The 19,540-nt window shown below is 71.5% G+C and carries 16 protein-coding genes; 11 read left to right on the forward strand and 5 right to left on the reverse strand.

The genetic code is table 11. The annotated features are described in order from the left end of the window. Nucleotides 1–119 precede the first annotated feature (119 nt). Nucleotides 120–917 (reverse strand): SGNH/GDSL hydrolase family protein, encoded by a 798-nt coding sequence (locus KV557_RS28175; protein ID WP_218204329.1) that lies wholly within the window; start codon nt 915–917, stop codon nt 120–122. Between the two features lie 158 nt (nt 918–1,075). Between KV557_RS28175 and KV557_RS28180 the strand changes: the two genes are divergently transcribed. Next, nucleotides 1,076–1,588 (forward strand): SRPBCC family protein, encoded by a 513-nt coding sequence (locus KV557_RS28180; RefSeq protein WP_218204330.1) that lies wholly within the window; start codon nt 1,076–1,078, stop codon nt 1,586–1,588. On the opposite strand, the gene KV557_RS28185 is transcribed toward KV557_RS28180, so the two are convergent. Further along, complete coding sequence (locus KV557_RS28185; RefSeq protein WP_308130111.1) at nt 1,589–2,557, reverse strand: glycosyl hydrolase family 18 protein; 969 nt, start codon at nt 2,555–2,557, stop codon at nt 1,589–1,591. A 273-nt stretch (nt 2,558–2,830) separates the two neighbouring features. Between KV557_RS28185 and metH the strand changes: the two genes are divergently transcribed. The 3 genes from metH to KV557_RS28200 all read left to right on the forward strand — a co-directional run bounded on the left by metH (nt 2,831) and on the right by KV557_RS28200 (nt 9,139). Beyond that, nucleotides 2,831–6,340, forward strand: coding sequence for a methionine synthase (metH, locus tag KV557_RS28190; RefSeq protein WP_218204331.1), 3,510 nt, complete (start codon nt 2,831–2,833; stop codon nt 6,338–6,340). A 139-nt stretch (nt 6,341–6,479) separates the two neighbouring features. Next, on the forward strand, nt 6,480–7,184 hold the full coding sequence (locus KV557_RS28195) for an HAD family hydrolase (protein WP_218204332.1): 705 nt from the start codon (nt 6,480–6,482) through the stop codon (nt 7,182–7,184). A gap of 350 nt (nt 7,185–7,534) precedes the next feature. After that, a complete protein-coding gene (locus tag KV557_RS28200) occupies nt 7,535–9,139 on the forward strand; it encodes an ABC transporter substrate-binding protein (RefSeq protein WP_218204333.1) in 1,605 nt (534 codons plus the stop codon). 104 nt (nt 9,140–9,243) lie between these two features. Here the strand turns inward: KV557_RS28200 and KV557_RS28205 are convergent, their stop codons facing one another. Continuing rightward, entirely contained in the window at nt 9,244–9,915 is a 672-nt protein-coding gene (locus KV557_RS28205; RefSeq protein WP_218204334.1) for a response regulator, read from the reverse strand. Beyond that, complete coding sequence (locus tag KV557_RS28210; protein ID WP_256178060.1) at nt 9,912–10,823, reverse strand: RecB family exonuclease; 912 nt, start codon at nt 10,821–10,823, stop codon at nt 9,912–9,914. Before KV557_RS28210 ends, KV557_RS28205 begins: the two co-directional genes overlap by 4 nt. Before the next feature lie 171 nt (nt 10,824–10,994). Here KV557_RS28210 and KV557_RS28215 point away from each other — a divergent pair, with 171 nt between their 5' ends. From KV557_RS28215 to KV557_RS28225, 3 genes are all read left to right on the forward strand, one after another. Next, nucleotides 10,995–12,242 (forward strand): site-2 protease family protein, encoded by a 1,248-nt coding sequence (locus tag KV557_RS28215; protein ID WP_374106682.1) that lies wholly within the window; start codon nt 10,995–10,997, stop codon nt 12,240–12,242. A gap of 60 nt (nt 12,243–12,302) precedes the next feature. Next, nucleotides 12,303–13,262 carry a tRNA (adenine-N1)-methyltransferase gene (locus KV557_RS28220; RefSeq protein ID WP_218204336.1) on the forward strand — a complete coding sequence of 320 codons (960 nt, stop codon included), beginning with the start codon at nt 12,303–12,305 and terminating at the stop codon, nt 13,260–13,262. A 143-nt stretch (nt 13,263–13,405) separates the two neighbouring features. Continuing rightward, complete coding sequence (locus KV557_RS28225) at nt 13,406–14,008, forward strand: hypothetical protein (RefSeq protein ID WP_218204337.1); 603 nt, start codon at nt 13,406–13,408, stop codon at nt 14,006–14,008. 20 nt (nt 14,009–14,028) lie between these two features. Here KV557_RS28225 and KV557_RS28230 read toward each other — a convergent pair whose 3' ends face one another. Next, a complete protein-coding gene (locus tag KV557_RS28230; protein ID WP_218204338.1) occupies nt 14,029–14,331 on the reverse strand; it encodes a ferredoxin in 303 nt (100 codons plus the stop codon). A gap of 284 nt (nt 14,332–14,615) precedes the next feature. Here KV557_RS28230 and arc point away from each other — a divergent pair, with 284 nt between their 5' ends. From arc to prcB, 4 genes are all read left to right on the forward strand, one after another. Next, on the forward strand, nt 14,616–16,382 hold the full coding sequence (gene arc, locus KV557_RS28235; protein WP_218204339.1) for a proteasome ATPase: 1,767 nt from the start codon (nt 14,616–14,618) through the stop codon (nt 16,380–16,382). Nucleotides 16,383–16,628: 246 nt separating this feature from the next. Beyond that, the gene (dop, locus tag KV557_RS28240) at nt 16,629–18,140 is read left to right on the forward strand and encodes a depupylase/deamidase Dop (RefSeq protein WP_218204340.1); all 1,512 of its coding nucleotides are present in this window, start codon (nt 16,629–16,631) and stop codon (nt 18,138–18,140) included. A 174-nt stretch (nt 18,141–18,314) separates the two neighbouring features. Beyond that, on the forward strand, nt 18,315–18,533 hold the full coding sequence (locus KV557_RS28245) for a ubiquitin-like protein Pup (RefSeq protein WP_030242821.1): 219 nt from the start codon (nt 18,315–18,317) through the stop codon (nt 18,531–18,533). 162 nt (nt 18,534–18,695) lie between these two features. Then, complete coding sequence (gene prcB / locus KV557_RS28250) at nt 18,696–19,538, forward strand: proteasome subunit beta (protein ID WP_218204341.1); 843 nt, start codon at nt 18,696–18,698, stop codon at nt 19,536–19,538. Nucleotides 19,539–19,540: the final 2 nt, after the last annotated feature.

The raw sequence follows: 19,540 nt of genomic DNA on the forward strand, positions 1-19,540 counted from the left end.
GGTCCCTACCTGCCCAGCCTACGGGCTTTGAAGCGCGCCACGGCCGGGGCACCGGGACAGTCTGGGGGAGCGGGCCGCCATGATCCAGCGGTTATCGGGAGAGCGGGGCTGCGGCGGGGCTACATCAGTGAGGCGACGGCCGGGAGGTAGCCGCGGGCCTGGCCGTCGGCGGTGGGGTGGAAGGACTCCCAGAGGCGGGCGAGCACGATGCCGTTGATCCACTCCTCGCCGCCGCCGGCGCACGCGCCGTGTCCGTCGAAGGCCGTCCGGACGTCGGCGAACGCGAAGCCGTGGGCCGTGGACTGGCGTCGGATCAGCTCGTCCAGCCGGTCGGCGAGCGCGTTGAACCGCTGCCGGCGCGCGTCGGTGGCGAGCAGGCAGACGGTGCCGGTCTGGAGCAGCCGGGGGTAGCCGGTGACGACCACCCTGGCGGCCGGGGCGGCGGTGCGGACGGCGTCGTAGAGGGCGGAGAGCCGGCCGGGCATCTCCTCGTCGATGCGGTGCTCGGTGGCGTCGAGGGTGCGGTTGCAGCGGGCGTCCGTGGTGAGCGGCTGGAGGCAGTCGGTGGCCGCCGCGGTGAAGCCCAGGTCGTTGCCGCCGACGGTGACGGTGACCACGGTGGTGTCCGCGCCGACCTTCGGCAGCTGCTCGCGCCGGACGTCCTCGGTGGTGGCGCCGAGGCACGCGACGTCGGTGAGCGCGGCGCCGTGCGCGGCGGCCCACAGCGCGGGGTAGCCGCGGCTGCTGCGGCGGCAGTCGCCGCTCGCCGGGTCGTAGGAGCCGGCCGCGACCCCGGCGGCGTAGGAGTCGCCGAGCGCAGCGTAGCGGGGTGTGGGGGCGGCCGAGGCGGGGGCGGCCAGGGCGGCGCAGAGCAGGGGGACGGCGGCCAGGGCGGCGAGCAGGCGGGGGCGCGGCACGGTGGTTCTCCGGGGTCCGGCGGCCGGGCGCGGTCCGCCTCGGCCCATCGGGCACGGATCGTAGCCGATCGGACACGGACGGTCGTGGCGCGCTCGGCGGGCGAGGCGGCGCGATGATGGACAACGGGGCCGGACGGCGGGCGTGAGGAGCCGGACCGATGAACCGATGGCTGTGGATCGGCGCGGGCGCTGCGGCGGTGGCCGCGGCCGCGATGGCGGCGGCGGACCGGGCGGGCCGCCGGCTGCCGGTGGAGCACGTGAGCGAGGGCGGCCTGGAGCTCGACCAGCCGCCGGGCGCGGTCTGGGAGGTGCTGACCGACATCGACCTCTACCCGGCCTGGCGCCCGGGCCTCACGCACGTCGAACGGCTGCCCGCCGCGGCCGGCGGCCGGCCGCGCTGGCGCGAGTACGACCGGCACGGGCACACCACGTACGAGGTGGTCGCGAGCGAGGCGCCGAACCGCCTGGTGACCGGCATCGCCGACCCGGACCTGCCGTACGGCGGCACCTGGACGTACGTCCTGACGCCGGCGGGGGAGGGCTGCACGCTGACCGTCACCGAGCGCGGCGAGGTCCGCAAGCCGCTCTACCGGGCCGTCTCGCACTACGTGACCGGCGAGGGCACGGCCATCCACCGCTACCTCGGCGCCCTCGCCCACCGGATGGCGTGATCAGCCGACCCACCCTCGGCGGTACGCCGCCCAGTGCTCGGGCGTGGCCGCGAAGTCGACGTACAGGGCGACGCCGAAGTTCGGCCGCCGCAGGTCCCGGCGGCCGAGGCCGAGCCGGACGCCACGGACGGCGGCGGTCACCGTCTCGGCGCTGCCCCGGTGGGCCCAGGTGTCGTCCCAGTAGAACGGCAGGCCCATCAGCAGGTCGACGTCCTTCGGCGTGGCCTCCAGCGCCAGCTCGGTCTGCTGGGCGACGTAGCCGCCGTACAGCGGCTCGGTCTGCATGCTGGTGTCGTAGGACATCACCGCGATCTGGTCGACCCGGCGGGCCGTCTCGGCGAAGTACGCCTGGTCCCACCACTTGCCGTGCCCGGTGAGCGCGATCCCGGCGCTGTGCAGACCGGGCAGCGGGTCGATCTGGGGGGCGGCCACCGAGAGCTTCGCGCCGTGCTCGGCGGTGACCGCGCGGACCTGGTCGAGCAGGGCGAGCCAGCCGTGCGAGCCGGGGCGGATCGGCTCCATGTCGAAGTGCACGCCGTCGAAGCCGAGGTCCAGCACCTGTCGGGCGGAGGCGGCGACCCGGTCCCGGGTGGGCGCGTCCTCCAGGTCCAGGCCGTCCTTCGCGGGCTTGACCTCGTTGCCGAGCCAGCTCTGCAGCCGGATCTGCGGCAGCTCCCGGTGCAGCGTGTCGGTGAACCAGCGCGCGCGGGGGTGGACGGACGGCTGCAGCGAGCCGTCGTGCTCCAGCGGGCCGGTGTGCACGTAGAGGTCGCGGATGCCGGTGCCGGCCAGCTGCTGGGCCAGCGCGGCGACGTCGGCGTCGGTCTTGCGCCCGTCCACCCAGGCGTGGCCGAGCCAGATGGCGTCCCGGCCGCGGGTGCGGGCCTCGGCGGAGACATCCCCGGTGTACTCCAGACGGAGCGCGACGAAGGCGGCTCCGATCGCCGCCACCGGGACGGCGGCCGCCAACGCCAGGGCGACCAGGGCCCGGACCCACCGCGGCCAGCCCCGCCAGCGGGCCCGGAAGGCCCCCCAGAAAGTTCGCAGCGGGGCCGCCAGGGCCCTGCCGACACGTCCCGCGGACGTCCGTATCCATGCCACGCGCTTGTTCCCCCCTGCGATCGGGCGCTCAGGATACGAAACGGTCACCCGGGCCGGGCCGCGGGGCGGATACCCTGGCCACGTGCGTCCCGAGCAAGCGGGATCGCAAAGCCGACAGCCGTCGCACCAGGGAGAAGCCCCATGGCCACTGCAGCCGATCCGTCCATCACTCAGCAGAGCCGCGCGAACGCGTTGCGTGAAGCACTCGCCACCAGGGTGGTGGTCGCCGACGGTGCGATGGGCACCATGCTCCAGGCACAGGACCCGACGCTGGAGGACTTCCAGCACCTGGAGGGTTGCAACGAGGTCCTGAACCTCACCCGCCCCGACATCGTCCGCTCCGTCCACGAGGCCTACTTCTCGGTGGGCGTGGACTGCGTGGAGACCAACACCTTCGGCGCCAACTTCGCGGCGCTCGGCGAGTACGAGATCGCCGACCGGATCTTCGAGCTGTCCGAGGCCGGCGCCCGGATCGCCCGCGAGGTCGCCGACGCGCACGCCGCCGACGGCCGCACCCGCTGGGTGCTCGGCTCGATCGGCCCCGGCACCAAGCTGCCCACCCTCGGCCACGCCCCGTACGAGGCGCTGCGCGACGGCTTCCAGCTGAACGCGGCCGGCCTGATCGCCGGCGGCGCCGACGCGCTGCTCGTCGAGACCAGCCAGGACCTGCTGCAGACCAAGGCCGCGATCCTCGGTTCCAAGCGCGCCCTCGCCGAGGCCGGTCTCGACCTGCCGGTGCTGGTCCAGGTGACGGTGGAGACCACCGGCACCATGCTGCTCGGCTCCGAGATCGGTGCCGCGCTGACGGCCCTGGAGCCGCTCGGCGTCGACTACATCGGCCTCAACTGCGCCACCGGCCCGGCCGAGATGAGCGAGCACCTGCGCTACCTGGCCAAGAACGCCCGGATCGGCCTGTCCTGCATGCCGAACGCGGGCCTGCCGGTGCTCGGCAAGAACGGCGCCCACTACCCGCTCTCCCCGGCCGAACTGGCCGACGCGCACGACGTGTTCACCCGCGAGTACGGGCTGTCGCTGGTCGGCGGCTGCTGCGGCACCACCCCGGAGCACCTGCGCGCCGTGGTCGAGCGCGTCCAGGGCCGCGAGATCGTCCCGCGCACCCCGCAGCCCGAGCCCTCGGCGGCCTCGCTGTACCAGGCGGTGCCGTTCCGCCAGGACACCTCGTACCTGGCGATCGGCGAGCGCACCAACGCCAACGGCTCGAAGAAGTTCCGCGAGTCGATGCTGGCCGGCGACTGGCAGGCCTGCGTGGAGATCGCCCGCGACCAGATCCGGGACGGCTCCCACCTGCTGGACCTCTGCGTGGACTACGTCGGCCGCGACGGCGTCGCCGACATGAAGGAGATCGCCGGCCGCCTGGCCACCGCCTCCACCCTGCCGATCGTCCTCGACTCCACCGAGCCGGACGTCCTGCGGGCCGGCCTGGAGGCGCTCGGCGGCCGCGCGGTGCTCAACTCCGTCAACTACGAGGACGGCAACGCCCCGGACTCGCGTTTCGGCCGGATCGCCTCGCTGGCCCGCGAGCACGGCGCCGGCCTGATCGCGCTGACCATCGACGAGGACGGCCAGGCCCGCACCGCCGACAAGAAGGTCGCGATCGCCGAGCGGCTGATCGACGAGCTGACCGCGGACTACGGCATCGACGAGGGCTCGATCCTGGTCGACTGCCTCACCTTCACCCTGGCCACCGGCCAGGAGGAGTCCCGCCGGGACGGCATCGAGACCATCGAGGCGATCCGCGAGCTCAAGCGCCGCCGCCCGGCCGTGCAGACCACGCTCGGCCTGTCCAACATCTCCTTCGGCCTCAACCCGGCCGCCCGCGTGGTGCTCAACTCGGTCTTCCTCCACGAGTGCGTGGAGGCCGGCCTGGACTCGGCGATCGTGCACGCGTCCAAGATCCTGCCGATCTCCCGGATCCCCGAGGACCAGCGCGAGGCCGCGCTCGACCTGGTCTACGACCGCCGCCGGGACGGCTATGACCCGCTGCAGCACCTGCTGGAGCTGTTCGAGGGCGTCTCCTCGGCCTCGGTGAAGGCGTCCAAGGCGGAGGAGCTGGCCGCGCTCCCGCTGGACGAGCGGCTGCAGCGCCGGATCATCGACGGCGAGCGCAACGGCCTGCAGGCCGACCTGGACGAGGCGCTGGCCGGGCGCCCGGCGCTGGAGATCATCAACGAGACGCTGCTGGCCGGCATGAAGGTGGTCGGCGAGCTCTTCGGGTCCGGCCAGATGCAGCTGCCGTTCGTGCTCCAGTCCGCCGAGGTCATGAAGACCGCGGTGGCCCACCTGGAGCCGCACATGGAGAAGTCCGACTCGGAGGGCAAGGGCACGATCGTGCTGGCCACCGTCAAGGGCGACGTCCACGACATCGGCAAGAACCTGGTCGACATCATCCTGTCCAACAACGGCTACAACGTCGTCAACCTCGGTATCAAGCAGCCGGTTTCGGCGATCCTGGACGCAGCGCAGGCGTGCAACGCGGACGTCATCGGGATGTCCGGACTGCTGGTCAAGTCCACGGTGATCATGAAGGAGAACCTGGAGGAGCTCAACCAGCGCAAGCTGGCCGCGAGTTACCCGGTGATCCTGGGTGGCGCCGCGCTCACCCGCGCCTACGTCGAGCAGGACCTGCACGAGATCTACGAAGGTGAAGTCCGGTACGCCCGCGACGCGTTCGAGGGCCTGCGGCTGATGGACGCGCTGATCGCGGTCAAGCGCGGCGTGCCCGGCGCGACCCTGCCGGAGCTCAAGCAGCGCCGGCACGCCCGGGTCGAGGTCGAGGAGGCGGAGCCGGAGGTCAACCTCGGCCAGATCCGCTCCGACGTCACCGTCGACAACACCGTGCCCACCCCGCCGTTCTGGGGCGACCGGATCGTCAAGGGCATTCCGTTCGCCGACTACGCCTCCTGGCTGGACGAGGACGCGCTGTTCAAGGGCCAGTGGGGCCTGAAGGCGGCGCGCTCCGGCGAGGGCCCGTCGTACGAGGAGCTGGTGGAGACCGAGGGACGGCCGCGGCTGCGGATGTGGCTGGACCGGCTGCAGACCGAGGGCTGGCTGGAGGCGGCCGTGGTCTACGGCTACTACCCGGCCAACTCCAAGGGCGACGACCTGATCGTTTTCCACGAGGACGGCACCGAGCGCACCCGGTTCACTTTCCCCCGCCAGCGGCGCGGGCGGCGGCTCTGCCTGGCCGACTTCTTCCGCCCGGAGGAGTCCGGCGTGCGGGACGTGGTGGGCCTCCAGGTGGTCACCATGGGCAACCGGATCTCGGAGGCGGCCAACGAGCTGTTCGCCGGCAACTCCTACCGCGACTACCTGGAGCTGCACGGCCTCTCCGTGCAGCTGGCCGAGGCGCTCGCCGAGTTCTGGCACGCCCGGGTCCGCTACGAGCTGGGCTTCTCCGGCGAGGACCCGCAGGACGTCAAGGACATGTTCGCGCTCAAGTACCGGGGCGCCCGGTTCTCCCTCGGCTACGGCGCCTGCCCGGAGCTGGAGGACCGCGCCAAGATCGCCGAGCTGCTGAAGCCCGAGCGGATCGGCGTGGTGCTCTCCGAGGAGTTCCAGCTGCACCCGGAGCAGTCCACCGACGCGATCGTGATCCACCACCCGGAGGCGAAGTACTTCAACGCCCGGTAACCCGTACGTCCCTTTGCGTTCGCTCTTTTCCGGCGAACCGGGCGTATCCTTGATGATCCTGAACGGGCCGGTCCGCTCACCAGCGGGCCGGCCTGTGCCATCCCCGGGCCCACCTCCGGGCAACGGAAGGACTCCCGCCATGACCACCACCTCCACCGCCACCCGCGTCCTCGACCACGGGGACGACCGCGGCCTGCAGGCGGTGCTGCTGGACATGGACGGGACCCTGGTGGACACCGAGGACTTCTGGTGGCAGGCCGAGGCGTCGCTCTTCGCCGAGCTCGGCTACGCGCTGAACGAGGAGGACCGCGCCCAGGTGGTCGGCGGACCGATGACCCGGGTGATCGACTACCTGATCGGCACGACCGGGGTGGACCTCTCGCCGGCCGACCTGACCGTGCTCATCAACCAGCGCTTCGTCGACCTGCTGGGCGGCGGCGTGCCGCTCATGCCGGGCGCCGAACGGCTGCTCAACACCCTTGCCGCGCACGGAATCCCGGCCGCCCTGGTGTCCGCCTCGCACCGGCACGTGATCGACATCGTGCTGCGCTCGCTGGGCGCCGAGCACTTCGCCTTCACGATCGCCGGGGACGAGGTGCCGCGCACCAAGCCGTACCCGGACCCGTACCTGGAGGCGGCCCGCCGGCTGGGCGCCGACCCGGCCCGCTGCGTGGTGGTCGAGGACGCGCCGACCGGGGTGCGGGCGGCGGAGGCGGCGGGCTGCCCGGTGATCGCGGTGCCGTCGGTCGCGGCGATCGAGCCGGCGCCCGGGCGGCTGGTGCTGCCCTCGCTGGAGCAGGTGGATCTTGAACTGCTCCGCTCGCTGGTCGCCTCGCGCGTGTGATTGTCGTCTCATTGCCCGGACGCTCTACCCGCCGGTAAGGGGCCCCGAAGGGCCATTCGCGGCACTCGTCCGGGGAGAAATCGGGCATTGACTGACAACTCGTCGAGCAGGCCTGCGATTCCCGGGATCCCCGTGTCCCAAACGTCATCTGCACAGGTATCGGTCGTGCGTGTTCGATATGGCAGGCTACTCCAGTTCGTTCCCACCTCGCAGCCCTGCCACCGCTGCTGACGGGCAACCCCGTCCGGCCCGCGATGGCGCGGCGCCAGGCCCGCGCACGCCTTCCGCACCCCGGGAGTGCCCCGACGCGGGCCGCCGGCCCCGGCACCGCACCCAGAAGGACGCGCCCCGTGAAGACTTCAGCTGAACGCCTGGCAGCACTCGGCTGCGCCGGCCTGGTCGCCGCGACGGTGGCCGGCTGCGGATCGGTCACCAACGCCGTCAAGGGCGACCCCAGCAAGTCGATCACCATGGGGACCACCGCGGTCACCAGCGGGCTGGACCCGGCCGCGGCCTACGACACCGGCGCCTGGCTGCTGCTGCGCAACACCTTCCAGTCGCTGCTCACCTTCCCCGCCGCCTCCAGCGCGCCCGCCCCGGACGCCGCGCAGTCCTGCGAGTTCACCGGCGGCGAGGCCACCCAGTACCACTGCACGATGCGTCCCGGCCTGAAGTTCTCCAACGGCCACCCGCTGACCGCGGCCGACGTCGTGTTCTCGATCCAGCGCACCAAGAAGATCAACGACCCGAGCGGCCCGGCCGGCCTGCTGTCCTCGATCAAGACGGTCGAGGCCAAGGGCGACAACGAGGTGATCTTCCACCTCGGCGCGGCCGACGCCACGCTGCCGGCCAAGCTGGCCGGCCCGGCCGGCGCCATCGTCGACCACCAGGTGTTCCCGGCCGACAAGCTGCTGCCCAACGACCAGCTGGTCGGCTCCGGACCGTACCGCGTCGACTCGATCGAGACGATGGCCGGCGGCAAGTCCCTGGGCAAGGTCGTGATGTCGCCCAACGACAAGTACTCCGGCGACGCCAAGCTGCAGAACACCAAGTTCACGGTGAAGTACTACGACAAGCCCGCCGACCTGAAGGCCGCGCTCGACAAGGGCGACGTCGACCTCACCGACAACAGCCTGGACCCGAACACCGCCTCGCAGATGCGCTCCGACCAGCAGAGCGGCAAGAGCGACGTCCAGGTCGTCGAGGGCGAGAGCAACAGCACCCGCCTGCTGGTGTTCAACACCAAGGACGCGACCGTCGGCAACACCGCCGTCCGCCGGGCCGCGGCCCAGCTGATGGACCGCAAGGCGCTCGCCCGTGACGTCTTCGCCCGCACCGTCCAGCCGCTGTACTCGCTGGTCCCGGCCGGCATCGTCGGCCACGGCAGCGCCTACTTCGACCAGTTCGGCGACCAGGACGTCACCAAGGCCAAGAAGATCCTCTCCGACGCCAAGGTCCAGATGCCGGTCCCGCTCACCCTCACCTGGAGCCGCTCGCGCGCCGGGAGCGCCGAGGTCGACACGCTGAAGAAGCAGCTGGAGACCGGCGGCCTGTTCCAGGTGACGGTCCAGCAGGAGCCCGACAGCGACGCCTACCGGAAGGGCCGGAACGAGGGCAAGTACCAGGCCTTCATCATCGGTTGGTCCGGCGACTACCCCGACGCCGACAACTACATCACCCCGCTCGTCGTCGACGGCGGCCTCTACCACCACGGCTGGGACGACCCCCGGATCAGCCAGAAGCTGGTGCCGGACGGTCTCAAGCAGGCCGACCGCGGCGCCGCGGCGACCGGGTACACCCAGATCCAGCAGATCGTCGCCGAGAACGTGCCGCTCATCCCGCTGTTCGAGAACAAGGCCTTCTACGCGGCGCGTTCGTACGTCACCGGCGTCGAGTCCACCGTCGACTCCACCGGCGACTTCCGGTTCTGGGAGATCGGCCGGACCAACAAGTAGGACCGGGCGACCGGACACCCTCAGCACGGTGGCCCGCCCGCTTCCCCCCTGGGTGCAAAGGGGGAGCGGGCGGGCCACCGTCATATCGGGGGACTGCCTGGGGGCTACAGCGTGCCGGGGCGCACCAGGCCGCTCTCGTACGCGTACACCGCAGCCTGCACGCGGTCGCGCAGCTGAAGCTTCGTCAGGACGTGGCCCACGTGCGTCTTCACGGTGGTCTCGCTGACGAACAGCTCGGCCGCGATCTCCGCGTTCGACAGCCCCCGCGCCACCAGCTTCAGCACCTCCAGCTCGCGCTCGGTCAGCGCGTTCAGCGCCTGCGGCGGCGCATCCTCGCCCGAGGGCAGCTTGGTGGCGTACATGTCCAGCAGCCGCCGGGTGATGCTCGGCGCGAGCATCGCCGCGCCGTCCGCGACCACCCGGATCGCCTGCACCAGCTCCTCGGCCGGCACGTCCTTCAGCAGGAAGCCGCTGGCGCCCGCGCGCAGCGCCTCCACCACGTACTCGTCCAGGTCGAAGGTGGTCAGCACCAGCACCTTGGCCGGGCCGTCCCGCCCCGGGCCGGCGATCCGGCGGGTCGCCTCGACGCCGTCCATCCTGGGCATCCGGATGTCCATCAGCACCACGTCGGGCTGCAGCGCCCGGACCTGGTCCAGCGCCTGCTGACCGTCGCCGGCCTCACCGACCACCACCAGGTCGGACTCGGCCTCCAGGATCATCCGAAAACCGGTGCGCAGCAGCGGCTGGTCGTCGACCAGCAGCACTCGGATCGTCACCAGGACTCCTTGCTCATCGGATCCCCCGTGGGATCGTCTTCGTCAGACGTACGGGCCAGCGGCAGCGGGTAGGGCGGGGGCGTGCCGCCGAACTCCGGGCAGCTGGCCTGGTGGTCGCACCAGTCGCAGAGCCGGTTGCGGGTGGCCGGGAAGTCCCCGGTGGCCACCGCGTGGGTGATCCGCTCCCAGAGCGCCTGCAGCTTGCGCTCCACCGCGAGCAGGTCCGCCTCGTCCGGGTCGTAGCTGACCACGTCCCCGCCCCCGCCGAGGTAGACCAGCTGGAGGCGCTTGGGGATCACGCCCTTCCAGCGCCACACCACCAGGGCGTAGAACTTCATCTGGAACATCGCCTTGCCCTCGAAGTCCCGCGAGGGCGCCCGGCCGGTCTTGTAGTCCACCAGGCGGACCTCACCGGTCGGGGCGACGTCCACCCGGTCGATGTAGCCGCGCAGCAGCAGCCCCGACTCCAGGGCCGTCTCCACGTACAGCTCGCGCTCCACGGGGTGCAGCCGGGTCGGGTCCTCCAGCCGGAACCACTGGCCGACCAGCTTCTCCGCGTCCGCCAGCCAGCGGGTGAGCGCCGCGCCGTCCGGATCGTCCGGGAACAGCGTGACCAGCTCCGGGCGCTCGCCCAGCAACCGCTCCCACTGCGGGCGCAGCAGCCCCAGCGCCCGCTCCGGCGTCCGCTCGGCCGCCGGGCTGTCGAACAGCCGCTCCAGCACCGCGTGTACCAGCGTGCCCCTGGTCGCCGCCGCGCTCGGCGGCTCGGGCAGCCGGTCGATCACCCGCAGCCGGTACAGCAGCGGGCAGGTGAGGAAGTCCCCCGCACGGGACGGGGACAGGCCGGTCGGGGGCGCCGCCGGGCGCGCCGGGGCCCCGGCGGCACTGGTGGTGTCGGTCTGCTGCATGCCCCCGACCCTATTGCCCTTCGCTGTCATCCCGCTGCCACCGTGCTGCCAGGCCGCGAGCGCGGCCTCCGCCAGTGGGTATGAAGACGGACAGAGGGGCGCGGGGCGCGGTGCGGCCGAGATCACGTAGCGTGGGCGCACCGGCGCACGTTGGGGGAGACGACCGAAGGGATCACGGTGAGCGACAGCAGGGGGCAGCAGACCTCCGACCAGCCACCGCACGGCGACGGCCCCGGCGACGGCCCCGGCGGTCGCCCGCCCGGCCGGCCGTCCGAGCCGCCGGAGCGCGGCGGCGGCCTCCTGATGGGCCGCCCCTTCGGCGTGCCCATCTACGTGACCCCGTCCTGGTTCATCATCGCCGCCCTGATCACCTGGGTGTTCGGCGGGCAGTTGAACACCGTCCTGCCCGAGCTCGGCGGCTCGCGCTACCTGGTCGCGTTCTCCTTCGCCGTCGCCTTCTACGGCTCGGTCCTGGTGCACGAACTCGCCCACACCCTGGTCGCGCTGCGCTACCGGCTCGGGGTGCGGCGGATCCAGCTGCAGTTCTTCGGAGGCGTCTCCGAGATCGAGAACGAGGCCGAGACGCCGTGGCGGGAGTTCTGGCTGGCCTTCGTCGGCCCGCTGCTCTCGCTGGCGCTGGGCGGGGTGTTCTACCTCGCCAGGCAGGCCGTCGAGCTCGCCTCGGTACCCGGGGTGCTGCTCACCGGCCTGATGGTCTCCAATCTCGTCGTCGCCGCCTTCAACCTGCTGCCCGGGCTGCCGCTGGACGGTGGCCGGATGCTGCGCGCGGTCGTCTGGGCGCTCAGCGGCAAGCCGATGACCGGTACCGTCGCCGCCGCCTGGGTGGGCCGGGCGCTCGCCATCGCCGTCCTGATCGGGCTGCCGCTGGTCAGCGCCGCCCGCGGGGGGGTCCAGCGCACCGGCACCGACACCCTGGTGGACGCGGTCATCGCCGCCGTCCTCGCCGCGATCATCTGGAACGGCGCCGGCGGCAGTCTGCGCAACGCCCGGCTCAAGGAGGTGCTGCCGGAGCTGCGGCTGCGCGACCTCGCCCGCCGGGCCGTCGAGGTCACCGCCGACACCCCGCTCGGCGAAGCGATGCGGCGGGCCCGCGAGGCCGAGGCCGGGGCCGTCGTCGTCGTGGACGGCCGGGGCGACCCCATCGCCATCGTCCGCGAGTCCGCCGTCCGGGCCGTGCCCGAGCACCGCCGCCCGTGGGTCGCCGTCGGCCCGCTCGCCCGCGACCTCGAGCCCGGCCTGCGGCTGAGCGCCGACCTCACCGGCGAGGACCTGCTGCGCGCCGTCCGGGCCACCCCGGCCGGGGAGTACCTGGTCGTGGAGGCGGACGGCCGGGTGTACGGCGTCGCCGCGCTCACCGACATCGAGCAGCGCCTCACCGCCGCCGTCGCCGGCCGGTGACCCCGACCGCGCCCAGGGCGTGGTCGGGCGGGGACGTTCACTTCCCTTAGGATTGTCGTCATGTCCGAACCGACCGGTGCCGCCCGCCGACGCGGGCCCTTCCAGGTCGGGGACCAGGTCCAGCTGACCGACCCCAAGGGTCGCCACTACACGTTCACGCTCCAGGCCGGGAACCAGTTCCACACCCACAAGGGTGCGTTCCCGCACGACGAGCTGATCGGCGCTCCTGAAGGCACGGTCGTGCGCACCACGGGGAACGTCCCGTACCTCGCGCTGCGCCCCCTGCTCCCCGACTACGTCCTGTCCATGCCGCGCGGCGCCGCCGTGATCTACCCCAAGGACGCGGGGCAGATCCTGGCGATGGCCGACATCTTCGCGGGCGCCCGCGTCGTCGAGGCCGGCGTCGGCTCCGGCGCGCTCAGCATGTACCTGCTGCGCGCCGTCGGCGAGCACGGCATGCTGGCCTCCTACGAGCGCCGCCAGGACTTCGCCGACATCGCCCAGGGCAACGTCGAGCGCTACTTCGGCGGGCCGCACCCGGCGTGGAAGCTCACCGTCGGCGACCTCCAGGACAACCTGGTCGAGAGCGACGTCGACCGCGTCATCCTCGACATGCTGGCCCCCTGGGAGTGCCTGGACGTCGCCTCCAAGGCACTCGTCCCCGGCGGCCTCATCTGCTGCTACGTGGCCACCACCACGCAGATGTCCAAGACCGTCGAGGCGTTGCGCGAGCACGGCACCTTCACCGAGCCGCAGGCCTGGGAGACCATGGTCCGCACCTGGCACCTGGAGGGCCTGGCGGTCCGCCCGGACCACCGCATGATCGGCCACACCGGCTTCCTGCTCACCGCCCGCCGCCTCGCCGACGGCGTCGAGCCGCCGCTGCGCCGCCGCCGCCCGGCCAAGGGCGCGTACGGCGAGGACTACGACAACGGGTCGCCCGAGCAGACCCTGCAGGAGCGCGCCGCGGCCCGGGCCGCCGCCCGCGCCGCCGAGGCCGAGCAGACCGACCTCGGCTGACGCACGACCCGTGGTGAGGGGTGGTACGCGCGGGCTTCCGGCCCGCCCGTGCCACCCCTTCGCCGTTCCCGCACCCCGTCGCCGGACGGCCACCCCGGTGTGGGACGATGCTCGCTCACACAGACCACTGGAGGGGACGCCTGGTGGAGACCGCGGTCGGGACGACGGCTGAACAGCAGACACCGGCGGGCCGCACCCGGCCCGGCCACGCGCGCACCACCCCCTGGCACTGGGCCCTCGCGCTCGCCGGCTGCGGCGCCGTGGTGGCCACCGCCCTCGCCGCCTCCCCGGCCACCGGCACCCCGGTACCCCTGCACGGCACCCCCAAGCCCGTCGCGGCGGCCTCCGCGCCCGACCCGGCCAAGGCCCAACTCCCGCTGGACTGCGGCCCGTTCCCGGTCAAGGCCGTGGTCAGCCTGACCGCCGACCTCGGCGACGGCCGGCCGAGCACCGTCGTCGCCGCGCACTGCGCCGCCGAGAACGGCACCCCGCCCGACGCCGTCTACCTGCTGGGCGGCACCGCCGACCGCCCGGTGGTCGTCGCCACCCTGCTCTCCGAGCGCGAGAACCTCACCGTCAGCCGGCTCAACCTGCGCTCCGACGGCACCGTCACCGCCCACGCGCAGGGGTATTCGAGCGACGACGTGCCTCGCTTCCGTCCCGACATCTCACTCGATCTCACCTGGACGCGCAAGGGCGGCGGCTGGGCCCGCACCCAGACCGCCGCCCCGATCTCCGTCGTCTGACGGGCCGTTCCCGCCCCGCGCTACTCGGCGTCCGGACCGTACACCTCGACCAGGTCGGACGCCCGGCGCACGTGGATGCAGTCGCCGGGGCACTCCTTCGCCGAGTCCACCACGTCCTGAAGCAGCGTCAGCGGCACCGGAGCCGTCTCCCCGGGCTGCTGGCGCAGCTCGTCGTCCGGCCCCTTCACATAGGCGAGACCGTCGATGTCGAGCTCGAAGACCTCGGGCGCGTACTGCGCGCAGATGCCGTCGCCGGTGCACAGATCCTGGTCGATCCACACCTCCAGCGGCTCGGCCGCCGCCGTCTGCTCGGTCACCGACATGCTTTTCCGCCGTTTCTGTCCCGGGACGCCCCTTTGTGAGGGCATTCCCGCCATTCGTACAACGATCGGACCCCGGTTCCCGGTCGCGATCGGATATCGACTCGCTCGACGATACATCTGGTCCGCTTTGGGCCGTGCGCGGTGGGTATCCCCCTAGCAGAGGGGAAGCACGCGAGGGCGAAGATCGGACACGCCCGTTCCATCTTTCTTGATCTAGGGGTTTACGGACCCCTGGTCCCAGGTAGGGTCTGGAAGCGTCCAGCTCCCCGGAGGAGGTGAGGACCGTGGCAGCCCACGATGACGACTACAACCGCAGCACCGGCAGGCCCGCTCGTGGTTCCGACGAGGCCGCTCAGGTCTCGTACCTCGAGCAGGAAATCGCCGTGTTGCGCCGCAAGCTCGCCGACTCGCCGCGCAATTCGAGAATCCTCGAAGAGCGGATCGTCGAGCTCCAGACCAACCTGGCCGGCGTGACCGCCCAGAACGAACGGCTCGCCTCCACCCTGCGCGAGGCCCGCGACCAGATCGTGGCCCTCAAGGAGGAAGTGGACCGGCTGGCCCAGCCCCCGGCCGGGTTCGGCACGTTCCTTGAGGCGAACGAGGACGGCACCGCCGACATCTTCACCAGCGGGCGCAAGCTCCGCGTCAACGTCAGCCCCAACGTCGACCTCGACGAGCTGCGGCGCGGCCAGGAAGTGATGCTCAACGAGGCCCTCAACATCGTGGACGCGATGGCCTTCGAGCGCATCGGCGAGATCGTCACCCTCAAGGAGATCCTCGAGGACGGCGAGCGCGCCCTGGTCATCGGCCACACCGACGAGGAGCGCGTGGTGCGCCTCGCCGAACCGCTGCGCGAGACCACCATCCGGGCGGGGGACGCCCTGCTGCTGGAGCCCCGCTCCGGCTACGTGTACGAGGTCGTGCCGAAGTCCGAGGTCGAGGAGCTGGTCCTCGAAGAGGTCCCGGACATCGACTACCGCCAGATCGGCGGCCTGAGCAACCAGATCGAGCTGATCCGCGACGCGGTCGAGCTGCCCTACCTGCACGCCGACCTCTTCAAGGAGTACGAGCTGCGCCCGCCCAAGGGCGTCCTGCTCTACGGCCCGCCCGGCTGTGGCAAGACGCTGATCGCCAAGGCGGTCGCCAACTCGCTGGCCAAGAAGGTCGCCGAGGTCACCGGCCGCCCCCAGGGCAAGAGCTACTTCCTCAACATCAAGGGCCCCGAGCTGCTCAACAAGTACGTGGGCGAGACCGAGCGGCAGATCCGCCTGGTCTTCCAGCGGGCCCGGGAGAAGGCGGGCGAGGGCACGCCCGTCATCGTCTTCTTCGACGAGATGGAGTCGCTGTTCCGCACCCGCGGCTCGGGTGTCAGCTCGGACGTGGAGAACACCATCGTCCCGCAGCTGCTCGCCGAGATCGACGGGGTGGAGGGCCTGGAGAACGTCATCGTCATCGGCGCCTCGAACCGCGAGGACATGATCGACCCGGCGATCCTGCGGCCCGGCCGCCTGGACGTCAAGATCAAGATCGAGCGCCCGGACGCCGAGGCCGCGAAGGACATCTTCTCCAAGTACCTGAAGGACTCGCTGCCCTTCCACCCGGACGACCTCAAGGAGCACGACGGCTCCGTCGAGGCCACCGTGGCCGCGATGATCCAGTCGGTCGTGGAGCGGATGTACTCGGAGACCGAGGACAACCGCTTCCTGGAGGTCACCTACGCCAACGGGGACAAGGAGGTCCTGTACTTCAAGGACTTCAACTCCGGCGCGATGATCCAGAACATCGTCGACCGCGCGAAGAAGATGGCCATCAAGGACTTCCTCGACCACGGTCAGCGCGGTCTGCGCGTCTCCCACCTGCTCGCCGCCTGCGTGGACGAGTTCAAGGAGAACGAGGACCTGCCGAACACCACCAACCCGGACGACTGGGCCCGCATCTCCGGCAAGAAGGGCGAGCGGATCGTCTTCATCCGCACGCTGGTCACCGGCAAGCAGGGCGCCGAGTCCGGCCGCTCCATCGACACTGTCGCCAACACGGGGCAGTACCTGTAACCGCACAGTTTCCGATCCGCAGGATGTTGCCCCGGCAACTCGGTTCCCTCGGAACAGCACGCACCCCGTCCGGCTGTGGCGCCTCGCGGCCCCGCAGCCGGACGGCGCGTCTCGGGACCCGGCCGTCGGTGCCGCGTTCTAGGCTCGATCCACCGTCCGCGGGCAGATCGCCGGCGCCGGTGTTGTTCAGCGGTACGTCAGCGTGTTCCGCCCGTGGGGGGCGGCGCACCGGGCAAGGAGGGCCGCATGACCGTACGGCGCGTGATGGGCATCGAGACCGAGTACGGGATCTCCGTGCCCGGGCACCCCAACGCCAACGCCATGCTCACCTCGTCCCAGATCGTCAACGCGTACGCGGCGGCGATGCACCGGGCTCGGCGGGCCCGCTGGGACTTCGAGGAGGAGAACCCGCTGCGCGACGCACGGGGTTTCGACCTCGCGCGCGAGGTGGCGGACGCCAGCCAGCTGACCGACGAGGACATCGGCCTCGCCAACGTCATCCTCACCAACGGGGCCCGGTTCTACGTGGACCACGCGCACCCCGAGTACAGCTCGCCCGAGGTCACCAACCCGCGCGACGCCGTGCTGTGGGACAAGGCCGGCGAACGGATCATGGCGGCCGCCGCACAGCGCGCGCTGGAACTGCCCAACGGGCAGAACATCCACCTCTACAAGAACAACACCGACAACAAGGGCGCCTCCTACGGCACCCACGAGAACTACCTGATGAAGCGGGCGACGCCGTTCGCCGACATCGTCCGCCACCTCACCCCGTTCTTCGTCTCCCGCCAGGTGGTCACCGGCGCCGGCCGGGTCGGCATCGGCCAGGACGGCTCCGCGTACGGCTTCCAGATCAGCCAGCGGGCGGACTACTTCGAGGTCGAGGTCGGCCTGGAGACCACCCTCAAGCGACCGATCATCAACACCCGGGACGAACCGCACGCCGACGCCGAGAAGTACCGCCGGCTGCACGTGATCATCGGGGACGCCAACCTCTCCGAGATCTCCACCTACCTCAAGCTGGGCACCACCTCGCTGGTCCTGGCGATGATCGAGGACTCCTTCATCGCCTCCGACCTCGCCGTCGACCAGCCGGTGCGCACCCTGCACCGGGTCTCCCACGACCCGTCCCTCAAGCACCTGATCACCCTGCGCAACGGGCGCAAGCTCACCGCGGTCCAGCTCCAGCTGGAGTACTTCGAGCTGGCCCGCAAGTACGTCGAGGACCGCTTCGGCAACGACGCGGACGAGCAGACCGTGGACATCCTCACGCGCTGGGAGGACGTCCTCGGCCGGCTGGAGCGCGACCCGATGTCGCTCTCCCGCCAGCTGGACTGGATCGCCAAGCGGGAGATCCTGGAGGGCTACCGCAGCCGGGACGCCCTGGAGTGGGACAACCCGCGGCTGCACCTGGTGGACCTCCAGTACAGCGACGTACGGGCCGAGAAGGGCCTCTACAACCGCCTGGTGGCCCGCGGCAGGTTCGAGCGGCTGGTCACCGAGGAGGAGGTCGACCGGGCCGTCGGCAAGCCCCCGGACGACACCAGGGCGTACTTCCGCGGACGCTGCCTGGAACAGTACGCCGAGCACGTCGCGGCGGCCTCCTGGGACTCGGTGATCTTCGACCTGCCGGGCCGGGACTCGCTGCAGCGGGTGCCCACCCTGGAGCCGCTGCGCGGCACCCGCAACCACGTCAAGGAACTGCTGGACCGCTGCCGGACGGCCGAGGACCTGCTCCGGGTCCTCTCCGGCGGGTAACTTTTCGATCACCACGGGTGAACGCCCGCCGAATGGGAATCATCCGGGGTGGCAGCGGGTGTTGGACAGGAAGCGCCACCGGCAAACCGGGAGCGGTAGTCGCACCTTGTGTATAGGGTCGGAGCAGCAAGCAACGACCGAACCGTGCCAGACGAATCGAGCGGGGTGAGGGAAATGGCGAGCAAGGACACCGGCGGCGGCCAGCAGCGGGCGAACCGCTCTTCCGAGGAGGTCGAGGAGCAGGCCGCGGAAACCCAGAATTCCGACGACCTCAAGGAGCGCCAGGAAAAGCTCGACGACGACGTCGACGCGGTCCTGGACGAAATCGACGAGGTCCTTGAGTCGAACGCCGAGGATTTCGTGCGTGGATTTGTCCAGAAGGGCGGGCAATAGCCCACCTCGGGAATTCCGGAATTCACGGTCGTGACCGTCGGGGGCGGCCGGTCGGCTCCGGCCGTCCGCCCGCCCGGCTCCGGCCCCTCCACGCGTGGACGATGATCGTCGGGCGGGTAGGGTGCGGGCAGCGCGCGCTTCAAGCTACCTGGAAGGAATCGTGTGGAAGCCAACACTCGTGGCACCGGGCGTCTACCGGCTGCCTTCCTGACCCCGGGGTCCTCCTCGTTCCTCGACTTCCTCGCCGAGCACAAGCCGGAGTTGGTCCCCGGCCGCCGCGGGCTGCCCGAGGGCGCGGTCGTCGAGGCCCCGCACGGGACGACGATCGTCGCCGCGGTGTTCGACGGCGGTGTGGTCATCGCCGGTGACCGGCGGGCGACCATGGGCAACGTGATCGCCCAGCGCGACATCGAGAAGGTCTTCCCGGCCGACGAGTACAGCGCGGTCGGCATCGCCGGCACCGCCGGCCTCGCGGTCGAGATGGTCCGGCTGTTCCAGCTGGAGCTGGAGCACTACGAGAAGATCGAGGGTGCCACGCTCTCCCTGGAGGGCAAGGCCAACCGGCTCACCAGCATGATCCGGGGCAACCTCGGCATGGCGATGCAGGGCCTCGCGGTGGTGCCGATGTTCGCCGGCTACGACCTGGACCTCGGCCGCGGCCGGATCTTCAGCTACGACGTCACCGGCGGGCGCTCGGAGGAGCGCGGCTTCGCGGCCACCGGCTCCGGCTCGGTGTTCGCCCGCGGCTCGATGAAGAAGCTCTACCGGGACGACCTGACGGCCGAGCAGGCCAGCACCCTGGTCGTCCAGGCGCTCTACGACGCGGCCGACGACGACTCCGCCACCGGTGGTCCCGACCTCGCCCGCAAGATCTTCCCGATCGTCTCGCTGATCACCGAGGACGGCTTCCGCCGGCTCACCGAGCCGGAGGTCTCGCGGATCGCCATCTCCATCACCGACCAGCGCCTCGCCCACCCCAACGGCCCGCAGGCCCCGCTGCTCTAGCC

Origin of the sequence: Kitasatospora aureofaciens (assembly GCF_019192735.1) — a bacterium.
Taxonomy (GTDB): Bacteria; Actinomycetota; Actinomycetes; order Streptomycetales; family Streptomycetaceae; genus Kitasatospora; species Kitasatospora aureofaciens_A.

Coding starts and splice junctions, on each gene's coding strand:
- KV557_RS28180 (WP_218204330.1), top strand. CDS start 1,076: ATGAACCGATGGCTGTGGATCGGCGCGGGCGCTGCGGCGGTGGCCGCG.
- metH (WP_218204331.1), top strand. CDS start 2,831: ATGGCCACTGCAGCCGATCCGTCCATCACTCAGCAGAGCCGCGCGAAC.
- KV557_RS28195 (WP_218204332.1), top strand. CDS start 6,480: ATGACCACCACCTCCACCGCCACCCGCGTCCTCGACCACGGGGACGAC.
- KV557_RS28210 (WP_256178060.1), bottom strand. CDS start 10,823: ATGCAGCAGACCGACACCACCAGTGCCGCCGGGGCCCCGGCGCGCCCG.
- KV557_RS28220 (WP_218204336.1), top strand. CDS start 12,303: ATGTCCGAACCGACCGGTGCCGCCCGCCGACGCGGGCCCTTCCAGGTC.
- KV557_RS28230 (WP_218204338.1), bottom strand. CDS start 14,331: ATGTCGGTGACCGAGCAGACGGCGGCGGCCGAGCCGCTGGAGGTGTGG.
- dop (WP_218204340.1), top strand. CDS start 16,629: ATGACCGTACGGCGCGTGATGGGCATCGAGACCGAGTACGGGATCTCC.
- KV557_RS28245 (WP_030242821.1), top strand. CDS start 18,315: ATGGCGAGCAAGGACACCGGCGGCGGCCAGCAGCGGGCGAACCGCTCT.